Genomic DNA, 15,672 nt, shown 5'->3' with positions numbered 1-15,672 from the left:
AATGGTTTCAAACTAGAGTTTCAAAGGACACACCATGAACGCTCGTTACGATTGTTTTTGTAAATTGACAGATCTGCTTGATGCCCAAGAGTCCTTGAGTGAAGCCAGGCGCCATTTGCACAGATACCCTGAACTTTCATTTCAAGAAAAATCAACGGCACAGTGGGTGGCTGACAAGCTCCAGGCTTGGGGTTATGACGTCACTCGCAATGTTGGCGGCCATGGCTTGGTGGCCACTTTAAAAAATGGTGAGGGCAAAGGGATTGCATTGCGTGCAGACATGGACGCGCTCCCCATACAGGAGGAGACGCAAAAGCCCTATGCCAGTGAACACACCGGCACCATGCATGCTTGTGGTCACGATGGCCACACGACCATGTTGTTGGGCGCTGCTCAGCAATTGGCCAAAACGCGTCAATTCAAGGGCACCGTGCACTTGGTTTTTCAACCGGCAGAAGAGGCCGGTAAAAACAGTGGCGCACAACAAATGATTGCCGACGGCTTGTTTGAACGTTTCCCTTGTGATGCTATTTTTGGCCTTCACAACCATCCAGGCGTAGACGTTGGCACTTTCATGTTTGGCACAGGCCCTTTCATGTCTGCCTCCGATACCTGCAAAATCAAAGTCAAGGGCAAGGGTGGGCATGCCGCCCGTCCGCACCAGACGGTCGACCCTGTTGTCATCATGGGCAGCTTGATCATGGCCATGCAATCCGTGGTGTCTCGCAACATTGATCCCCTGCAAACCGCCGTGGTCACCATTGGCACCGCCCATGCGGGCAGTGTGTCCAATGTCATTCCCGATTCAGCCAGTTTGTCACTCAGCATTCGCTCTTTCAGTCCCGAGGTGCGTGAATTGTTAGAGCAGAGAATTACAAGCTTGGTGCGCTCGCAGGTGGAGTCCTATGGCGGTGACGTTGAAATCATTTATGAGCGCGGTTATCCAGTTGTGATTAACTCGGTTCCCGAAACTGAATTTGCGCGTCAAGTGGCCATTGAATTGGTTGGGGAAGAGAAGGTGGTTTTCCCATTTGGACCCGTCACGGGCAGCGAAGATTTTGCTTATTACTTGATGCACAAACCAGGTTGTTTTTTAAGGCTAGGCAATGGTCGCGACAGCGCTTTGTTGCACAACCCCAAATACGATTTCAACGATCAAAACTTGTCCTACGGCGCTGCCTACTGGACTCGGCTTGTAGAGCGCTTTTTAGAAGAAGCTTGAAAAAAATTCTCATTTATCACTGACCCATCGGAGACCCCATGACCCTGTCTATGTTCCAAGCAAGCGTGCCCCGCTTGATCAATGGATTGACCAACTTATCTAACATTTTGGGCAAGGCCCAAGCGCATGCAGAAGCCAAAAAAATTGACCCCACCGTCTTTGCTTCGATGCGTCTTTACCCTGATATGTTTCCCTTGAGCCGTCAGGTTCAAATTGCGTGTGATGTGAGCAAGGGTCTGGTGGCCAGGCTTGCGGGGGTTGAGATTCCTAACCACGAGGACACTGAAAAAGACTTGAAAGACCTGCAAGCTCGAATTGCCAAAACCATTGCTTTCTTGGAAACCTTTAAGCCGGAGCAAATTGATGGCACCGAAGACAAGGACATTGTGGTGAAGCGCGGCGATAAAGAAGCCCATTACAAAGGCATGCAGTATTTACTGGGCCATGGCTTGCCCAATTTGCATTTCCACACCACCACCACTTACAGCATGCTAAGGGCGAGTGGCGTAGAACTGGGCAAGTCCGATTACTTGGGAAAAATCTAAGGCTTGCTTAGTCAGCGCTTTGGCATAAACGATTCAGTCGTCTAAGCCCGACATGCCAATTCGGTGTGCCAAGGGCTTGGGGCCTGCAATGCGGTACATCACTTGTCCTGGCCAAGACAAATAGCCGTCGAGCCTGCGAGAGAACAAGACGCCATCGGTTTGGCTTTTGTAGGTGGTTCGTGCTTTGGGTCCATTGGGGTTGGCTGGGTCGATGACGTCGCATATGGCTTGTCCTTTTTTGACCTTGGCACCAGGTTTGACATGAAACACGAGAAAACCTGTACCGCTGCTGTATCCCACGTCCATGCCGCTAATAGGGGAGGCAGGCGTTTTCATTTTGGACAGTGGTGCGGCTTTGCCTTCCAGTACCCCTTGCCTTACCAGCCAGCGATAGAGATTTTTAGCATCAGATTGGCCAAGTGCATCACTCACATCGTGCTGACTGCGCATTTCCAAGGTAACCGACATGCAAGCTTGGGGAATTTGGGCGTGTGGAAACTTGTTTTGGAGTCGGGCCCATAACGAGCTATTGACACCTGAAAAGGTGAGGGTGCTGGGGTAGGGGTCGTTGTAAAGGGTGGCCTCAACGCCCAAATCGGCTGCCAAAGCAGCCAAAGCACCTTGATTGCCCAGGGGGCCTGTGGGGCCCTTCAGCCAGTCGTTCTTCGCTGTAAACAAGTGCAGCGCCGCATAAATGTCGCAATGCAAGTCGAGAACATAGTCGGCATCTGTGCTGAGCTTTTGCATTTCAACGCGCAAGGTCTGAAGCTCATTCACGGGCTTCATCTCGTTCAGGGCTTGCAATGCGGCCTTTCGAATCATCTTCACATTGGCTTCAGGATGGGTGCCAATTTTTTTCCATACTTTTTCTGCAACAGGTTCTGACAAATCAATCCAGTTTCGATTGAAGTTTTCAAGACTGAGGTGGTTGTATCTACCGGCATGCGAGTTGCCGACCAACTGGGACTGGCCAATGGGGTTGACGGTGGGCACCAAAACAATTTCACCCTTGATCAAGCCTTTTTTGTCTGCTTCGGCCAACATGGGCATCAAATGGTGCAAGGCCATGGTGCCAGGCATTTCATTGGCATGAATGGCAGCTTGCATGTACACCTTGGGGCGAGCTCCAGCCTTGCCAAAGCTCAGCACGGTAACGGTGCGATTGGTGCCGGGCGTCATGCTTGGCAAATTGATAACTTTCTTTTTGATGGCCATTTTTGAACCTTGACTTGATGCGAAAGAATTTAGTTTATGCCGATTTCATCTAAATCAAAACCCTAATACGCAATTGATGAAATAGAGTTAGTGTGTTACCTATCTTTATTTTTCATTTTTCTGAGGAGAAGTTCATGAACGAAATTGATATCAACAGCCTGATTGACAAAGTTCGCGGCCAAGAAATGACTCGCCAACAATTCATTCGGCGGATGGTGGGTGTTGGTCTCAGCGTTCCGATGGCGGCTCAAATGCTCCTCACATCAGGCTTAGCCCAAGCTCAAACAAGTTCTAGCTACAAGCCAACCAAACGTGGAGGTGGTGGTGCCTTGAAACTATTGTGGTGGCAAGGTGCCACCCTGTTGCAACCCCACTTTGCCAGCGGAACCAAAGATCAAGAGGGATCGCGTATTTTTTACGAACCTCTGGCCGCCTGGGATCACGAGGGCAACATGGTGCCTATTTTGGCGGCTGAGGTGCCAAACTCCTCCAATGGCGGTGTATCTCGCGATGGCAAAACCATCACTTGGAAGCTCAAAAGAAACGTGCTCTGGCACGACGGCAGACCTTTCACAGCAGATGATGTGGTGTTTACCGCTGCCTATGCGGCCGACCCCGCAACATCCGCTTACACCAAGGGCTCTTACAGCGATGTCAAGGTTAGCAAAGTAGACAGTCATACGGTGAGAGTTGAGTTTCAAAAAGCCTCACCGTTTTGGGCCGATCCCTTGGTCAGCGCGGCGGGAATGATCATTCCTAAGCATATTTTTGAGTCTTTCAAAGGCGCAACTTCGCGCGATGCACCTGCCAATCTGCGGCCTGTGGGCACGGGTCCTTATAAGTTCACCGACTTCAAACCAGGTGACATGTTGCGGGGTGTAATCAACAACGACTACCACGAACCCAATCGTCCCTACTTTGACAGCATTGAAATGAAGGGCGGCGGCGATGCGGTTTCGGCTGCCCGTGCTGTCTTGCAAACGGGTGAATACGACTATGCATGGAATTTGCAAGTAGAAGATGAGTTGTTGTTGCGCTTAGAGCAAGGTGGCAGAGGACGCACCAGCATCACGCCTGGCGGCAACATTGAATTTATCCAATTGAACATGGCTGACCCATGGACAGAAATTGAAGGAGAGCGTGCACACCCCAGCTCTAAACACCCCATTTTGTCTGACAAAGCTGTGCGAGAGGCCATCAGCTTGGTGGTCGATCGGGCGGGTGTTCAAAAGTTCATTTATGGCCGCACTGGCATCGCTACATCCAACTTTCTGAACAACCCAAAACGCTTTGTATCTCCCAATACAAAATTTGAATTCAATCCTGACAAGGCAGCCCAAGTTTTGGAAGCAGCAGGTTGGAGAAGAGGCTCTGATGGCATTCGCGAAAAGGGTGGTCGAAAACTAAAGTTGGTGTTCCAAACCTCCATCAATGGACCTCGCCAAAAAACACAACAAATTATCAAGCAAGCCGCTCAAAAGGCCGGCATTGACATGGAGTTGAAGTCGGTTCCTGCTTCGGTGTATTTCTCATCGGATCCAGCCAACCCCGACACTTACACCAAGTTTTTTGCTGATATTCAGATGTTCACGACCACCATGCCACAGCCTGATCCCGAAGTGTTCATGAACCAGTACCAGAGCTCACAATTTGCGACCAAGGCCAATAAGTGGTTAGGTCGCAATTCAACTCGCTACAACAACCCCGAATATGACAAAGTGTATTTGGCTGCTCAATCTGAAATGGACCCCGTCAAGCGCGCGGCCATGTTCATCAGAATGAACGACATGCCTGTCAATGACATTGCCATCATTCCTTTGGTCTATCGACCCAGAACAGCCGGTATTGTCAACAACTTGGTTGCACCGCTGTCAGGTTGGGACAACGACTTGTGGCTATTGAAAGACTGGTACAAAACCACTTAATTCAGACGCTATGTTTCGTTATATTTTGCGGCGATTGATGATCGCTGTGCCCAGTTTGCTGGGCATCAGTTTGGTGTTGTTCACGGTTTTGGCCATGGCGCCAGGCGATCCATTTTCGGAATTGGTGTCCAACCCCAACATCCCACCCGAAGTGGCTTTGGCCCTGCGTCAGAAGTTTGGCTTGGATGACCCGCTTATGGTTCGCTATTGGAATTGGCTCACAGCCATGCTTCAAGGCGATTGGGGGTATTCTTTCATCAGCCGGATCAATGTCGAAACGCTCATCATGCAGCGTATTCCCGTTACCTTGCTGGTCATTGGGTCTTCACAGTTGCTGGCTTTGTGCATTGCCATTCCGGTAGGCGTTTATGCGGCAACTCGTCCATATTCCATCTTTGACCAAATTGCCAGTACCTTGGCCTTCATTGGTTTTTCACTGCCAACGTTTTTCACGGGTATTTTGCTCATTCTGTTTTTCAGTATCCATTTGGACTGGTTGCCTTTTGTTTACCGAGCCGATATTCCAGAAACAGGATGGCGATTTTTCTGGGAACATTTCAAGCAAATGATCATGCCTGTTGTGGTTTTGGGCATGTTCCAAGCTGGCGCTTGGACCCGGTATGTGAGGTCTGCTGTGTTGGACGTGATTCGTTTGGATTACGTCACCACAGCGCGCTCCAAAGGCTTGTCCGAAAAAGTGGTCATCACAAAGCATGTGCTTCGCAACGCTTTGATTCCGGTGGTCACTTTGGTTGCGTTGCAAATGCCAGCCATCTTTGGTGGCGCCATTGTCACAGAGCAAATTTTCCGAGTGCCTGGTATTGGCTCTCTGATTATCAGTTCCATGTTGGCCAACGACACGCCTGTCGTCATGGCCGTCACGTTTGTGTTTTCCACGTTGGTGATCGCGTGCAATCTTTTGGCAGATATTTTGTATGGCTGGCTCGACCCTCGCATCTCCTACAACTGAAGGCAAGTTGCCTGCGGTTGCTTCATCCAATCACTCGCCTGGGCGAGAGGCTTGGCGACGTTTTAAGCGTCACAAATTGGCAGTTTTTTGCAGTGTTATCCTTGGTTTCATTGTTCTGGCGGTTTTGCTGGGACCTTGGATATGGCGTGTTCCTATCAATGAAATTGACTTCAATGCGCGAATGCAGGGACCATCATGGGCCCATCCACTGGGTACCGATGATTTAGGTCAAGATTTGCTGGCTCGCATGCTTTACGGCGGGCGTATTTCTCTGGCTGTTGGTTTGGCCGCCATGCTCATTGCCATCAGTGTGGGGGTTGTGGTGGGAGCTGTAGCGGGCATGTCCAAGGGGCCCGTTGACGCATTTCTCATGTGGGTCACTGACCTTTTCTTGTCTTTGCCACAACTGCCACTGTTGCTGCTGATTTTTTACCTTTTCAACGACACGCTCAAAAAAATGATCGGACCCGAAGCGGGTGTGTTTGTTTTGGTGGTTGCGGTGATTGGGGGCTTGCGTTGGATGCCTGTGGCCCGCTTGGTTCGTGCTCAGTTTTTAACGCTGCGCGAAAAAGAATTTGTGGAGGCTGCGCGCGCGCTGGGAGCGAGCCCTTGGCGCCAAGTTACAGTGCATATTTTGCCCAACGCCATGGGGCCTGTGATTGTGGCCGCCACCATCGACGTTGCTGCGGCCATCATTGCAGAGTCCACTTTGTCCTTTTTGGGGCTTGGCTTCCCGCCCGATATCCCAACTTGGGGCCGTATTTTGTTTGATGCCAAAGATCACATGGACGTGGCAGTCCATTGGGCGCTTTTCCCTGGTGCACTGATCTTCATCACGGTGCTCACCATCAATTACATCGGTGACGGTTTGCGTGATGCCTATGATCCACGCCGTGTGCTTTAAAGAGATTTCTGAATGAGCAACCCCCTGTTGAGAGTTCGTGACCTGCAAGTTCATTTCGATACCGATGCAGGTGTGTTGCATGCTGTCGATGGTGTTAATTTTCACATCGATCGCAGCGAAACCTTGGGCGTCGTGGGTGAGTCAGGCTGCGGAAAAAGCGTCACGGCCATGACCATCATGAAACTTTTGGCAATGCCACCCGGACGCATTGCCAAGGGGCAAATATGGTTTGAAGAGCAAGACTTGGTGCAAGCGGATGCGCAAACCATGCGCAATTTGCGGGCAAAAGAAATCGCCATGATTTTCCAAGAACCCATGACTTCGCTCAACCCTGTCTTGAGTGTTGGCGAGCAAATTGCAGAATCGCTGCGATTGCATGAAGGCCTGACCCCCAAACAAGCGCTGGTCAAAGCCATTGAAATGCTGCGCATGGTGAATATTCCAAAACCAGACCAGCGGGTGAACGACTATCCACATCAATTTTCTGGTGGTATGCGCCAACGCGTGATGATTGCCATGGCCTTGGCTTGCAAGCCCAAATTGCTCATTGCTGATGAGCCTACCACCGCATTGGATGTGACCATTCAAGCGCAAATTCTGGATTTGTTAAACGATTTGAAATCTCAAATGGGCATGTCCATCATGCTTATCACACACGCCATGGGGGTGGTTGCCGAAACAGCTCAGCGTGTGGTGGTGATGTATGCCGGACGTGTTGTTGAGGAAGCCAGTGTTGAAAAATTGTTTGCAACACCCGCACACCCTTATACAAAAGGGCTAATTCGATCTATTCCTCGAATTGACTTTGACAGTGATCACAAGCAGCGTCTTGAAGCGATTCCTGGGTCAGTTCCCAAATTGATCAATCCCCCCATAGGTTGCCGTTTTGCACCACGTTGCCAATACGCCAGCGATCGTTGTTCGCAAGAAATGCCCGAACTGCGTGAAATTTCGGCGGGCCATTCAGTGGCTTGTCACTTCTCTCTCTAAATCACATGACCGATACGCCTTCAATGACCGCCAGTTCTGCACCGCTTTTAGAAGTTAAAGGACTGACCAAGTACTTTCCCATCAAGGGCGGTATCTTCGGTAGAGAAGTAGACCGGCTGCATGCTGTCGACGGTGTCAGCTTTAACATTGCGGCGGGTGAAACGCTGGGCATGGTGGGGGAATCTGGCTGCGGTAAATCGACCACAGGGCGGTGCATACTTCGACTGATTGAGCCCAGCTCGGGAGAAGTGCATTTTCAAGGTCAAAACGTTTCCACCATGGGGTCAGATGCCTTGCGCGAAGTGCGTCGAGACATGCAGATTATTTTTCAAGATCCGTATGCGTCCTTGAATCCGCGCATGACCGTAGAGGCCATTATTGGCGAAGCCCTGACCATTCACAAACTCACGCCTTCTCCTGAAAGTTATCGCGCACGCATTGTCGATTTGTTGGAAACCGTTGGCCTGAATGCCGATCACATGAAGCGTTTCCCCCATGAGTTTTCTGGCGGACAACGACAGCGAATTGGCATAGCACGCGCGCTGGCTGTATCGCCCAAACTCATTGTGTGTGATGAACCCGTTTCGGCACTCGATGTTTCCATTCAGGCACAGGTAATCAACTTGCTGGAAGACTTGCAAGCCAAGATGGGCTTGACCTATTTGTTCATTGCACACGATTTGTCGGTGGTTGAGCACATCAGCAATCGGGTGGCGGTAATGTACCTGGGCCGAGTTGTTGAAATTGCGCCATCGCGTCAGCTTTACACTCAGCCTAAGCACCCCTATACAGAAGCTTTGTTGTCTGCAGTTCCTATTCCAGACCCTAAGGCCAAGAAAAAACGCATTGTGCTCACGGGCGATGTGCCCAATCCAGTCAATCGGCCAAGTGGTTGTCACTTTCATCCCCGTTGTCCGAAGGCAATGGACAGATGTCGTACAGAAGAACCTGTTTTGAAATTGGTGGGCGATCAGCACCAAGCTGCCTGTCATTTAAACGATTGAATTTTGACGCATGTTGCGTCTCTCTCTGAAGGAATAATTGCGATGTTAAATTGGATTGATGAGCGGATACCTTTGCGCTATGCGGCATTTTTTGTGGTGGTTGCGCTTTGGGTTGTATCTGCTTTGCAGTTGGTGGTGGGGCAGGTCAGCCTTATTTGGGTTCTTCTTTTGTCAGCACTGGTCATTTTGGGGGTGCATGACCTTCAGCAAACCAAGCATGCAATATTGCGCAATTACCCCATCATTGGTCACTTGCGTTTTTTACTGGAATTCATTCGGCCAGAACTTCGTCAGTATTTTATTGAGGGCGATAGTGAAGCTGTGCCATTTTCAAGGTCGCAGCGATCCTTGGTCTACGCCAGAGCCAAGGGCGATTCTGACAAAAGACCTTTCGGCACGCAGTTGGATGTTCGAGCAGTGGGTTATGAGTGGCTAACTCACTCCATGAGTCCATCTGAGATCGAATCGCACGACTTTAAGGTGGCAGTTGGTGGCTCACAATGCGAGCAGCCTTACCAGATTAGTTTGTTCAATGTGTCTGCCATGAGTTTCGGCGCCTTGAGTGCCAACGCCATCATGGCTTTGAACAAAGGCGCGAAAAAAGGTGGTTTTGCACACGATACCGGCGAGGGTTCAATTTCAAGATATCACCGTGAACATGGTGGCGACTTGATTTGGGAAATTGGTTCAGGCTATTTTGGATGCCGCAACGATGATGGCACTTTCAGTGCCGAGCGTTTTGTTCAAAATGCCTTGTCGCCGCAAGTCAAAATGATTGAAATCAAATTGAGCCAAGGTGCCAAGCCTGGCCACGGGGGTGTCTTACCCGGACCCAAGGTGACACCTGAGATTGCAGAGGCGAGGGGCGTGCCAGTGGGCGTCGATTGCGTATCACCTGCATCACACAGCAGTTTTTCCACGCCCACTGAACTTTTGCAATTTATACAAAAGTTAAGAGAACTCTGTGGCGGCAAGCCCGTTGGCTTCAAGTTGTGTGTGGGCCATCCTTGGGAGTGGTTTGGAATTGCCAAGGCCATGCAGAAAACCGAAATCTATCCCGACTTTATTGTGGTGGATGGTTCTGAGGGTGGCACCGGTGCTGCCCCAGTAGAGTTCACCGACCACATGGGAATGCCCATGCTGGAAGGTTTGCGCTTGGTTCACAATACATTGGTGGGCTTGAAATTGCGCAAACAAATTCGCTTAGGTGCCAGTGGCAAAATTATCAGCGGATTTGATGTGATGCGCACCTTGGCACTGGGCGCAGACTGGTGCAACAGTGCAAGGGGTTTTATGTTTGCATTGGGTTGTATTCAAGCCCAAACATGCCACACAGGCAATTGTCCTACGGGTGTGACCACACAAGATCCAAAGCGTCAAATTGCCTTGGTTGTTCCAAGCAAAGCCGATCGTGTGTTTAATTTCCACCATCAGACTCTAGAGTCTGTCAAAGAGATGCTTCAAGCGACCGGATTGCAGTCTCCTTCAGAATTGCGCTTGCACCACATCATGCGCCGAGTGAGTGAGCATGAAATTCAGAACTTATCCGACCTGATGCAAAGTGTGCCAGGCGGTGCTTTGCTTGAATCTCAAAGCCTTGAAGGCTTGTTTGCCAAATACTGGGAAGCTTCTAGCCCCGACAGTTTTCAGTTAACGACATAACTCTGGCCAGCACCCAGCGCAATCTACAACACTGCATTGGACAGCACCCATGCCTCTAGTCCTTTGGCTTGATCAATGTCAAAGAGCTAGAAATTTCATTGCTGTATATTGAAGTTGATGCTCATTTTTCCATGATCACGATGCCTGCAGTTCGTTAAGTCAATCCACTTGAAAGATACTGTGATTTACAAATTCAAATCCAAAGTGACAGGCGACCTCATCATGCTGGAGCCCGATGCCAAAAGGCTTCTTCACATCATGGGCAAAGCTGATCAAACCAAAGGTATTTTGCTTGCAGCCCAAATTGCCGATGCCATGGCTGCCATTGAAAAGGCAGTTGCTTATGAAGAGATGGAGGGCATCCAAGATCCCAAGCAAGTGAGCTTGCGACAAAGAAGCTTGCCTATGATGAAAATGCTAAAGAAGTGCCACGATCAATCTGAGGACGTGGTTTGGGGCGTCTAGGCTTGGTATCTCTACATGCTTATCGCTCACTTGCTAAACATGGGTCCTGTGAGCTTGAAGCCAGCTTGAATGTTTCTTTTTGCAAACCACGCTAGGTTCATTTCCAAAACAAATCGAACGGGCTTTGTAGAGCAGTGTGAATCATCGCTCATCGGTTTCATGTCAACCAAATTGACAATGGTGCCATCGTCTGCCACAAAAGCTGCAGTCAGTGGCAACAGGGTATTGCGCATCCAAAAACATTGCACCGAGGGTTGCTCAAAGATAAAAAGCATGCCCTCGTTTTGTGGCATTTCTTTGCGCCACATGAGACCAATTTGGCGTTGTTCAAAGTTTTGGGCCAACTGAACTTGAATGAGGTGCATGCCTGCGCTCAGGCTGGCTCTTTGTAGGTTCATTTGGGGGCTACCCTGTGGGGTACCTTGTGCACTAACTTGTGTGCTTGCAGCAAAGTACATCACAGCAACAAATAGGCAGCCTAAAGTCTTTTTGAGGATGGCAAGCAAATGGCCGAATTGAATGAATCGAAGATGGGTCATAAGGAAGCTGAGCTGAACCAAGGGTGTGGTCAATTGTGACTTATTTTGTCCTAGAATGAATCAACGGAGATTTTGTCCATGTACCAACACATTCAAGTTCCAACGCAAGGCGCCAAAATCACGGTCAATGTAGACAATTCATTGAATGTGCCTCTGAACCCCATCATCCCTTTCATCGAAGGCGATGGCACTGGGGTAGACACCACGCCCGTCATGATCAAGGTGGTCAATGCAGCGGTCAAGCATGCCTATCAAGGGGCGCGTGAAATTCAATGGATGGAAGTTTTTGCCGGTCAAAAAGCCACTCAGTTTTACGGTCCTGATGTGTATTTGCCATTGGAAACATTGGCGGCTCTCAAAGAGTTTGTGGTGTCAATCAAAGGCCCCCTGAGTGCGCCTTCCTCGGGCCACATTCGATCTCTGAATGTTGCAATCAGGCAAGAGCTTGATTTGTTTGCTTGCGTCAGACCCCTGCGGTATTTCAAAGGCGTTCCATCGCCAGTTCGGGAGCCTGAAAAAACCAATGTCACTTTATTCCGTGAAAATTCTGAAGATATCTACGCGGGCATTGAATACGCTGCGCACAGTGACGCAGCTCAAAAGTTGATTGCTTTTTTAACCACCGAATTGGGTGTCAAAAGCATCAGATTCCCAGAATCTTCCGGTATTGGCATCAAGCCGGTTTCCAGTGAAGGCACTCAGCGCTTGATGCGCAAGGCCATTCAATATGCCATTGATCACGACAAACCCAGTGTCACTATTGTTCACAAGGGGGGCATCATGAGGTACACAGAAGGTGCTTTTCGTGATTGGGCTTTCCAATTGGCAGAAACTGAATTTTCAGCTCAACGCATCGATGGCGGTCCTTGGTGCCTTGTTCAGAATCCTAAAACGGGTCAGAGCATCACCATCAAAGACATGGCCATGGATGCTTTCTTACAACAAATTTTGATGCGTCCCCAAGAGTTTTCGGTGGTGGCCACTTTGAATCTCAATGGTGACTACATCTCTGATGCTGTGTCCGCTCAAGTGGGGGGCATCGGAATTGCCCCTGGCGCCAACATGTCTGATACTGTGGCTTGCTTTGAGGCCACCGTTGATGCTTTCTCAAAGTTTGCTGGCAAAGACTATGTCAACCCTGGCTCAGAAATTTTGTCTGCAGAAATGATGCTCAGGTACATGGGTTGGACTGAGGCTGCCGACCTCATTGTTCACGCCATGGAAGCTGCCATTCAGAGTAAAAAAGTAACCCACGACTTTGCAAAGCTCATGGATGGCGCCTCTCAAGTGAGTTGCTCTGGATTTGGTCAGGTGATCATTGATGAAATGTCGGCCTAGTAGCCTCTGTTGCAAAGCCTGACCGTCATGTATGAAGAGAATCAAAGCTTTGTCGCCGATTCGTTCATGGCTTTGTATGTCAAACCTGGCCACTACAAGCCCAGCTTGCCACGCACTGAGCTTTTACAAAGATACGAATTGTGCGAAGACTTGGCCACCATGTTGCAAGACACCGTCAGTGCCCAGCAATTTCAGCTTGGGATTACCGAAGACGATGCTTTGAATACATGCTGGCAAGGCCTGTTGGCGCAGCCAGAATTGGTTCAGCCCCCCGAGGCGTTTTGGGTTGTTTGTCGGCTGGCAGAACTCTTATCTTGGCCTATTCCTGAGCAACAATGGAATTCTCCATGACACCCCTTGGAGGAGCCGCCCTTCACTAAAACTCATGCCAAAGCAAGAAATCGTGAGCTTAGTTAAGATCGGGGTATGAGAAAACTTCCACCATTGAACGCTGTCAGGGCATTTGAGGCAGCTGCGCGTCACATCAGCTTTACCAAAGCCGCCAAAGAACTTTTTGTCACCCACGGCGCTGTTAGCAAACAAGTTGCAAGTCTAGAAACGTGGTTGGGAACGGCACTTTTTAATCGAGCGCAATCGCAGTTAAGTTTGACGGATGCTGGCAAGACCTTCTTGGCTGCAGTCACGCCGGCATTGGATCGAATTGCCATCACTTCCATGCAATTGTTGGAGCACACCGAGCCAACAGCCTTGCGAATCAGTGCGCCCCCCACCTTCACCATGAGGTGGTTAATTCCTAGAATTTCGGCTTTTCAGAGAAAGCGCGGGGGTGTTGAAGTCAAATTAACAACTTCAACTGCGCCCGTTAATTTTGAAGATCGCATTTACGATGTTGCCATCCGGGGCTCTAACCAACCTATCCCTGGCATGCTTTCTGTACCTTTCATGACAGAGACCATCGTACCTGTCTGCCATCCAGATTTGATGGAAAACGGTCAATTGGATTATCCCAAGCTGCTCGCAAACCACACCCTGATCAGCTACGACACAGAGCCAATGGCCTGGTCAGAGTGGTTGTCTATGGCATCACAGCCCGATCTGCGCATCTTTCATTCCTTGCAGTTTGAGCAAATGTATTTTGCGCTGCAAGCAGCAGCAGAGGGCCTGGGCGTTGTGCTTGTCCCCTTGTTTTTGGTAGTCGATGACATCATTGCTGGTCGCATGTGTGCTCCATTTGGATTGCTGGGAGCTAGGCAACGCCGCTATTACGCCAATGCGTCTCTCAGTACCCACGAAAGTCCCATCATTGCTGGTTTTTGTGAATGGCTCTTGAAAGAGGGCCAAGATACTGAACAATCGATTGATCAGTGGTCTTCGGCCATGGGCTGGACGCCTTCCATGCCTTCATAGTTTTGAATGCACAGACCACCACCCCCCTTTGAATGAGTATTGCCTTTTATGCAACAAGATATCCTAATTAATTGGTCACCTCAAGAAACACGTGTTGCGGTCGTGGAGCAGGGCGCTGTCCAAGAGTTGCATGTCGAGCGATCGTTGGAGCGAGGCTTGGTTGGCAATGTTTATTTGGGTAAGGTGGCACGTGTTCTTCCCGGTATGCAGTCTGCGTTCATAGACATTGGGCTTGAACGTGCGGCCTTCTTGCACGTGGCCGATGTGTGGCAACGACAGCCTGAAGGAGAGCCCCCCCAATTGGCCCGCAGCAGCCAAGCCTTGGTACCGATTGAAAAACAAGTTTTTGAAGGGCAATCCTTGATGGTTCAAGTGGTGAAGGATCCCATCGGCACCAAAGGGGCTAGGCTTTCAACACAAATCAGCATTGCAGGGCGACATCTTGTTTTCTTGCCACAAGATGATCACATTGGCGTCTCACAAAAAATTCCTTCAGAGCAACGTGACGCACTGAGGGAGCGCTTGCAAAATTTGGTGGGACAGCAGGGAGGTGGTTTTATTCTTCGAACCAATGCTGAAGATTCTTCTGATTCAGAATTGGGAGAAGACATCTCCTACTTGCGCAAAACTTGGGCGCGTATCAAAGATGCTTCAGTGCGCTTATCCGTGAAGTCATTGCTCCATCAAGACCTCACCTTGTTGCAGCGGGTTTTGCGCGATTTGGTGGGTGAAGGTACACAAACTATTCGCATTGATTCCAAAGAACAGTTTGAACTTTTGTCAGCTTTCGCCAAAGAATTCATGCCAGATGCTGCCACCCGTTTGCAACTTTACAAAGGTGAAAGGCCCATCTTCGATCTTTACGCCATCGACGAAGAAGTGGCCAAGGCCTTAGGACGGCGTGTTGATCTCAAGTCGGGCGGCTACCTTATCATTGATCAAACAGAAGCTCTCACCACTGTAGACGTCAATACAGGAGGGTATGTGGGTGCGCGCAACTTCGACGACACAATTTTTAAAACAAACTTAGAAGCGGCCCATGCCATTGCAAGGCAATTGAGATTGCGCAACCTTGGTGGCATCATCATTGTTGACTTCATTGACATGAGCCGTGAAGAACATCAAAACGCTGTTTTAGAAGAATTTAAAAAACAACTGGGTCGAGATCGTGTGAAAACCATGGCGGGTGGATTCTCCCAACTTGGCTTGTTAGAGATGACAAGAAAACGCACCAGAGAGTCTTTGTCTCACATGCTGTGTGAGCCTTGCCCTAGTTGCGAGGGCAAGGGCATTGTCAAAACCACCCGCACGGTGGTCTATGACATTTTGCGAGAAATTTTGCGCGAAGCCAGGCAGTTCAATCCTCGAGAATTTAGGGTTGTGGCTGCGCCTGCCGTGATTGAACTTTTGCTAGATGAAGAGAGTCAGCATTTGGCTGCTTTGTCAGACTTTATTGCAAAGCCTGTGTCGCTTCAAAGTGAAGCTGCCATGGGTCAAGAGCAATACGACATTGTATTGCTCTGAT

General features: G+C 49.7%; 15 protein-coding genes. 13 read left to right on the top strand and 2 right to left on the bottom strand.

The genetic code is table 11. The annotated features are described in order from the left end of the window. The first annotated feature begins 34 nt into the window (after positions 1 to 34). Together B9Z32_RS10490 and B9Z32_RS10485 are read left to right on the top strand one after the other, a co-directional pair. Positions 35 to 1,222, top strand: a complete 1,188-nt coding sequence (locus tag B9Z32_RS10490; protein ID WP_108421371.1) for a M20 aminoacylase family protein — start codon at positions 35 to 37, stop codon at positions 1,220 to 1,222. Positions 1,223 to 1,260: 38 nt separating this feature from the next. After that, positions 1,261 to 1,767: a DUF1993 family protein gene (locus B9Z32_RS10485; protein ID WP_108421370.1), complete on the top strand. Its 507-nt coding sequence runs from the start codon at positions 1,261 to 1,263 to the stop codon at positions 1,765 to 1,767. Positions 1,768 to 1,800: 33 nt separating this feature from the next. Here the strand turns inward: B9Z32_RS10485 and B9Z32_RS10480 are convergent, their stop codons facing one another. Further along, positions 1,801 to 2,982, bottom strand: a complete 1,182-nt coding sequence (locus B9Z32_RS10480) for a succinylglutamate desuccinylase/aspartoacylase family protein (protein WP_108421369.1) — start codon at positions 2,980 to 2,982, stop codon at positions 1,801 to 1,803. 134 nt (positions 2,983 to 3,116) lie between these two features. Here B9Z32_RS10480 and B9Z32_RS10475 point away from each other — a divergent pair, with 134 nt between their 5' ends. The 7 genes from B9Z32_RS10475 to B9Z32_RS10445 all read left to right on the top strand — a co-directional run bounded on the left by B9Z32_RS10475 (position 3,117) and on the right by B9Z32_RS10445 (position 10,902). Then, positions 3,117 to 4,907, top strand: a complete 1,791-nt coding sequence (locus B9Z32_RS10475) for a peptide ABC transporter substrate-binding protein (protein ID WP_108421368.1) — start codon at positions 3,117 to 3,119, stop codon at positions 4,905 to 4,907. 10 nt (positions 4,908 to 4,917) lie between these two features. Further along, positions 4,918 to 5,877: an ABC transporter permease gene (locus B9Z32_RS10470; RefSeq protein ID WP_108421367.1), complete on the top strand. Its 960-nt coding sequence runs from the start codon at positions 4,918 to 4,920 to the stop codon at positions 5,875 to 5,877. Beyond that, the gene (locus B9Z32_RS10465) at positions 5,843 to 6,781 is read left to right on the top strand and encodes an ABC transporter permease (RefSeq protein ID WP_108421366.1); all 939 of its coding nucleotides are present in this window, start codon (positions 5,843 to 5,845) and stop codon (positions 6,779 to 6,781) included. The genes B9Z32_RS10470 and B9Z32_RS10465 overlap by 35 nt, the downstream gene beginning before the upstream one ends. A 12-nt stretch (positions 6,782 to 6,793) precedes the next feature. Further along, positions 6,794 to 7,771 carry an ABC transporter ATP-binding protein gene (locus tag B9Z32_RS10460; protein ID WP_108421365.1) on the top strand — a complete coding sequence of 326 codons (978 nt, stop codon included), beginning with the start codon at positions 6,794 to 6,796 and terminating at the stop codon, positions 7,769 to 7,771. Between the two features lie 23 nt (positions 7,772 to 7,794). Next, a complete protein-coding gene (locus B9Z32_RS10455; protein ID WP_199219982.1) occupies positions 7,795 to 8,775 on the top strand; it encodes an ABC transporter ATP-binding protein in 981 nt (326 codons plus the stop codon). Positions 8,776 to 8,817: 42 nt separating this feature from the next. Then, complete coding sequence (locus tag B9Z32_RS10450) at positions 8,818 to 10,437, top strand: FMN-binding glutamate synthase family protein (protein WP_108421363.1); 1,620 nt, start codon at positions 8,818 to 8,820, stop codon at positions 10,435 to 10,437. Positions 10,438 to 10,605: 168 nt separating this feature from the next. Beyond that, entirely contained in the window at positions 10,606 to 10,902 is a 297-nt protein-coding gene (locus B9Z32_RS10445) for a DUF1840 family protein (protein ID WP_255416648.1), read from the top strand. A 26-nt stretch (positions 10,903 to 10,928) separates the two neighbouring features. Here the strand turns inward: B9Z32_RS10445 and B9Z32_RS10440 are convergent, their stop codons facing one another. Next, the gene (locus B9Z32_RS10440) at positions 10,929 to 11,360 is read right to left on the bottom strand and encodes a DUF192 domain-containing protein (RefSeq protein ID WP_108421600.1); all 432 of its coding nucleotides are present in this window, start codon (positions 11,358 to 11,360) and stop codon (positions 10,929 to 10,931) included. A 153-nt stretch (positions 11,361 to 11,513) separates the two neighbouring features. Between B9Z32_RS10440 and icd the strand changes: the two genes are divergently transcribed. The 4 genes from icd to rng all read left to right on the top strand — a co-directional run bounded on the left by icd (position 11,514) and on the right by rng (position 15,671). After that, positions 11,514 to 12,779 carry an NADP-dependent isocitrate dehydrogenase gene (gene icd / locus B9Z32_RS10435; protein WP_233248245.1) on the top strand — a complete coding sequence of 422 codons (1,266 nt, stop codon included), beginning with the start codon at positions 11,514 to 11,516 and terminating at the stop codon, positions 12,777 to 12,779. 27 nt (positions 12,780 to 12,806) lie between these two features. Further along, positions 12,807 to 13,130 carry an ATPase with chaperone activity gene (locus B9Z32_RS10430; protein ID WP_108421599.1) on the top strand — a complete coding sequence of 108 codons (324 nt, stop codon included), beginning with the start codon at positions 12,807 to 12,809 and terminating at the stop codon, positions 13,128 to 13,130. A 75-nt stretch (positions 13,131 to 13,205) separates the two neighbouring features. Continuing rightward, positions 13,206 to 14,147: a transcriptional regulator GcvA gene (gcvA, locus tag B9Z32_RS10425; RefSeq protein WP_108421360.1), complete on the top strand. Its 942-nt coding sequence runs from the start codon at positions 13,206 to 13,208 to the stop codon at positions 14,145 to 14,147. A gap of 48 nt (positions 14,148 to 14,195) precedes the next feature. Further along, positions 14,196 to 15,671 (top strand): ribonuclease G, encoded by a 1,476-nt coding sequence (gene rng, locus B9Z32_RS10420; protein ID WP_108421359.1) that lies wholly within the window; start codon positions 14,196 to 14,198, stop codon positions 15,669 to 15,671. Position 15,672 lies beyond the last annotated feature (1 nt).

The sequence above is a fragment of the Limnohabitans sp. MMS-10A-178 genome, from assembly GCF_003063375.1.
In the GTDB taxonomy this organism is placed as follows: domain Bacteria; phylum Pseudomonadota; class Gammaproteobacteria; order Burkholderiales; family Burkholderiaceae_C; genus Limnohabitans_A.
This window is presented reverse-complemented; position numbering and strand designations above follow the sequence as displayed.

What these genes read in the sequence shown, in the direction of transcription:
- B9Z32_RS10490 (WP_108421371.1), top strand. Translation starts at nt 35, where the DNA reads ATGAACGCTCGTTACGATTGTTTTTGTAAATTGACAGATCTGCTTGAT.
- B9Z32_RS10485 (WP_108421370.1), top strand. Translation starts at nt 1,261, where the DNA reads ATGACCCTGTCTATGTTCCAAGCAAGCGTGCCCCGCTTGATCAATGGA.
- B9Z32_RS10480 (WP_108421369.1), bottom strand. Translation starts at nt 2,982, where the DNA reads ATGGCCATCAAAAAGAAAGTTATCAATTTGCCAAGCATGACGCCCGGC.
- B9Z32_RS10475 (WP_108421368.1), top strand. Translation starts at nt 3,117, where the DNA reads ATGAACGAAATTGATATCAACAGCCTGATTGACAAAGTTCGCGGCCAA.
- B9Z32_RS10470 (WP_108421367.1), top strand. Translation starts at nt 4,918, where the DNA reads ATGTTTCGTTATATTTTGCGGCGATTGATGATCGCTGTGCCCAGTTTG.
- B9Z32_RS10465 (WP_108421366.1), top strand. Translation starts at nt 5,843, where the DNA reads ATGGCTGGCTCGACCCTCGCATCTCCTACAACTGAAGGCAAGTTGCCT.
- B9Z32_RS10460 (WP_108421365.1), top strand. Translation starts at nt 6,794, where the DNA reads ATGAGCAACCCCCTGTTGAGAGTTCGTGACCTGCAAGTTCATTTCGAT.
- B9Z32_RS10455 (WP_199219982.1), top strand. Translation starts at nt 7,795, where the DNA reads ATGACCGCCAGTTCTGCACCGCTTTTAGAAGTTAAAGGACTGACCAAG.
- B9Z32_RS10450 (WP_108421363.1), top strand. Translation starts at nt 8,818, where the DNA reads ATGTTAAATTGGATTGATGAGCGGATACCTTTGCGCTATGCGGCATTT.
- B9Z32_RS10440 (WP_108421600.1), bottom strand. Translation starts at nt 11,360, where the DNA reads ATGTACTTTGCTGCAAGCACACAAGTTAGTGCACAAGGTACCCCACAG.
- B9Z32_RS10430 (WP_108421599.1), top strand. Translation starts at nt 12,807, where the DNA reads ATGTATGAAGAGAATCAAAGCTTTGTCGCCGATTCGTTCATGGCTTTG.
- gcvA (WP_108421360.1), top strand. Translation starts at nt 13,206, where the DNA reads ATGAGAAAACTTCCACCATTGAACGCTGTCAGGGCATTTGAGGCAGCT.
- rng (WP_108421359.1), top strand. Translation starts at nt 14,196, where the DNA reads ATGCAACAAGATATCCTAATTAATTGGTCACCTCAAGAAACACGTGTT.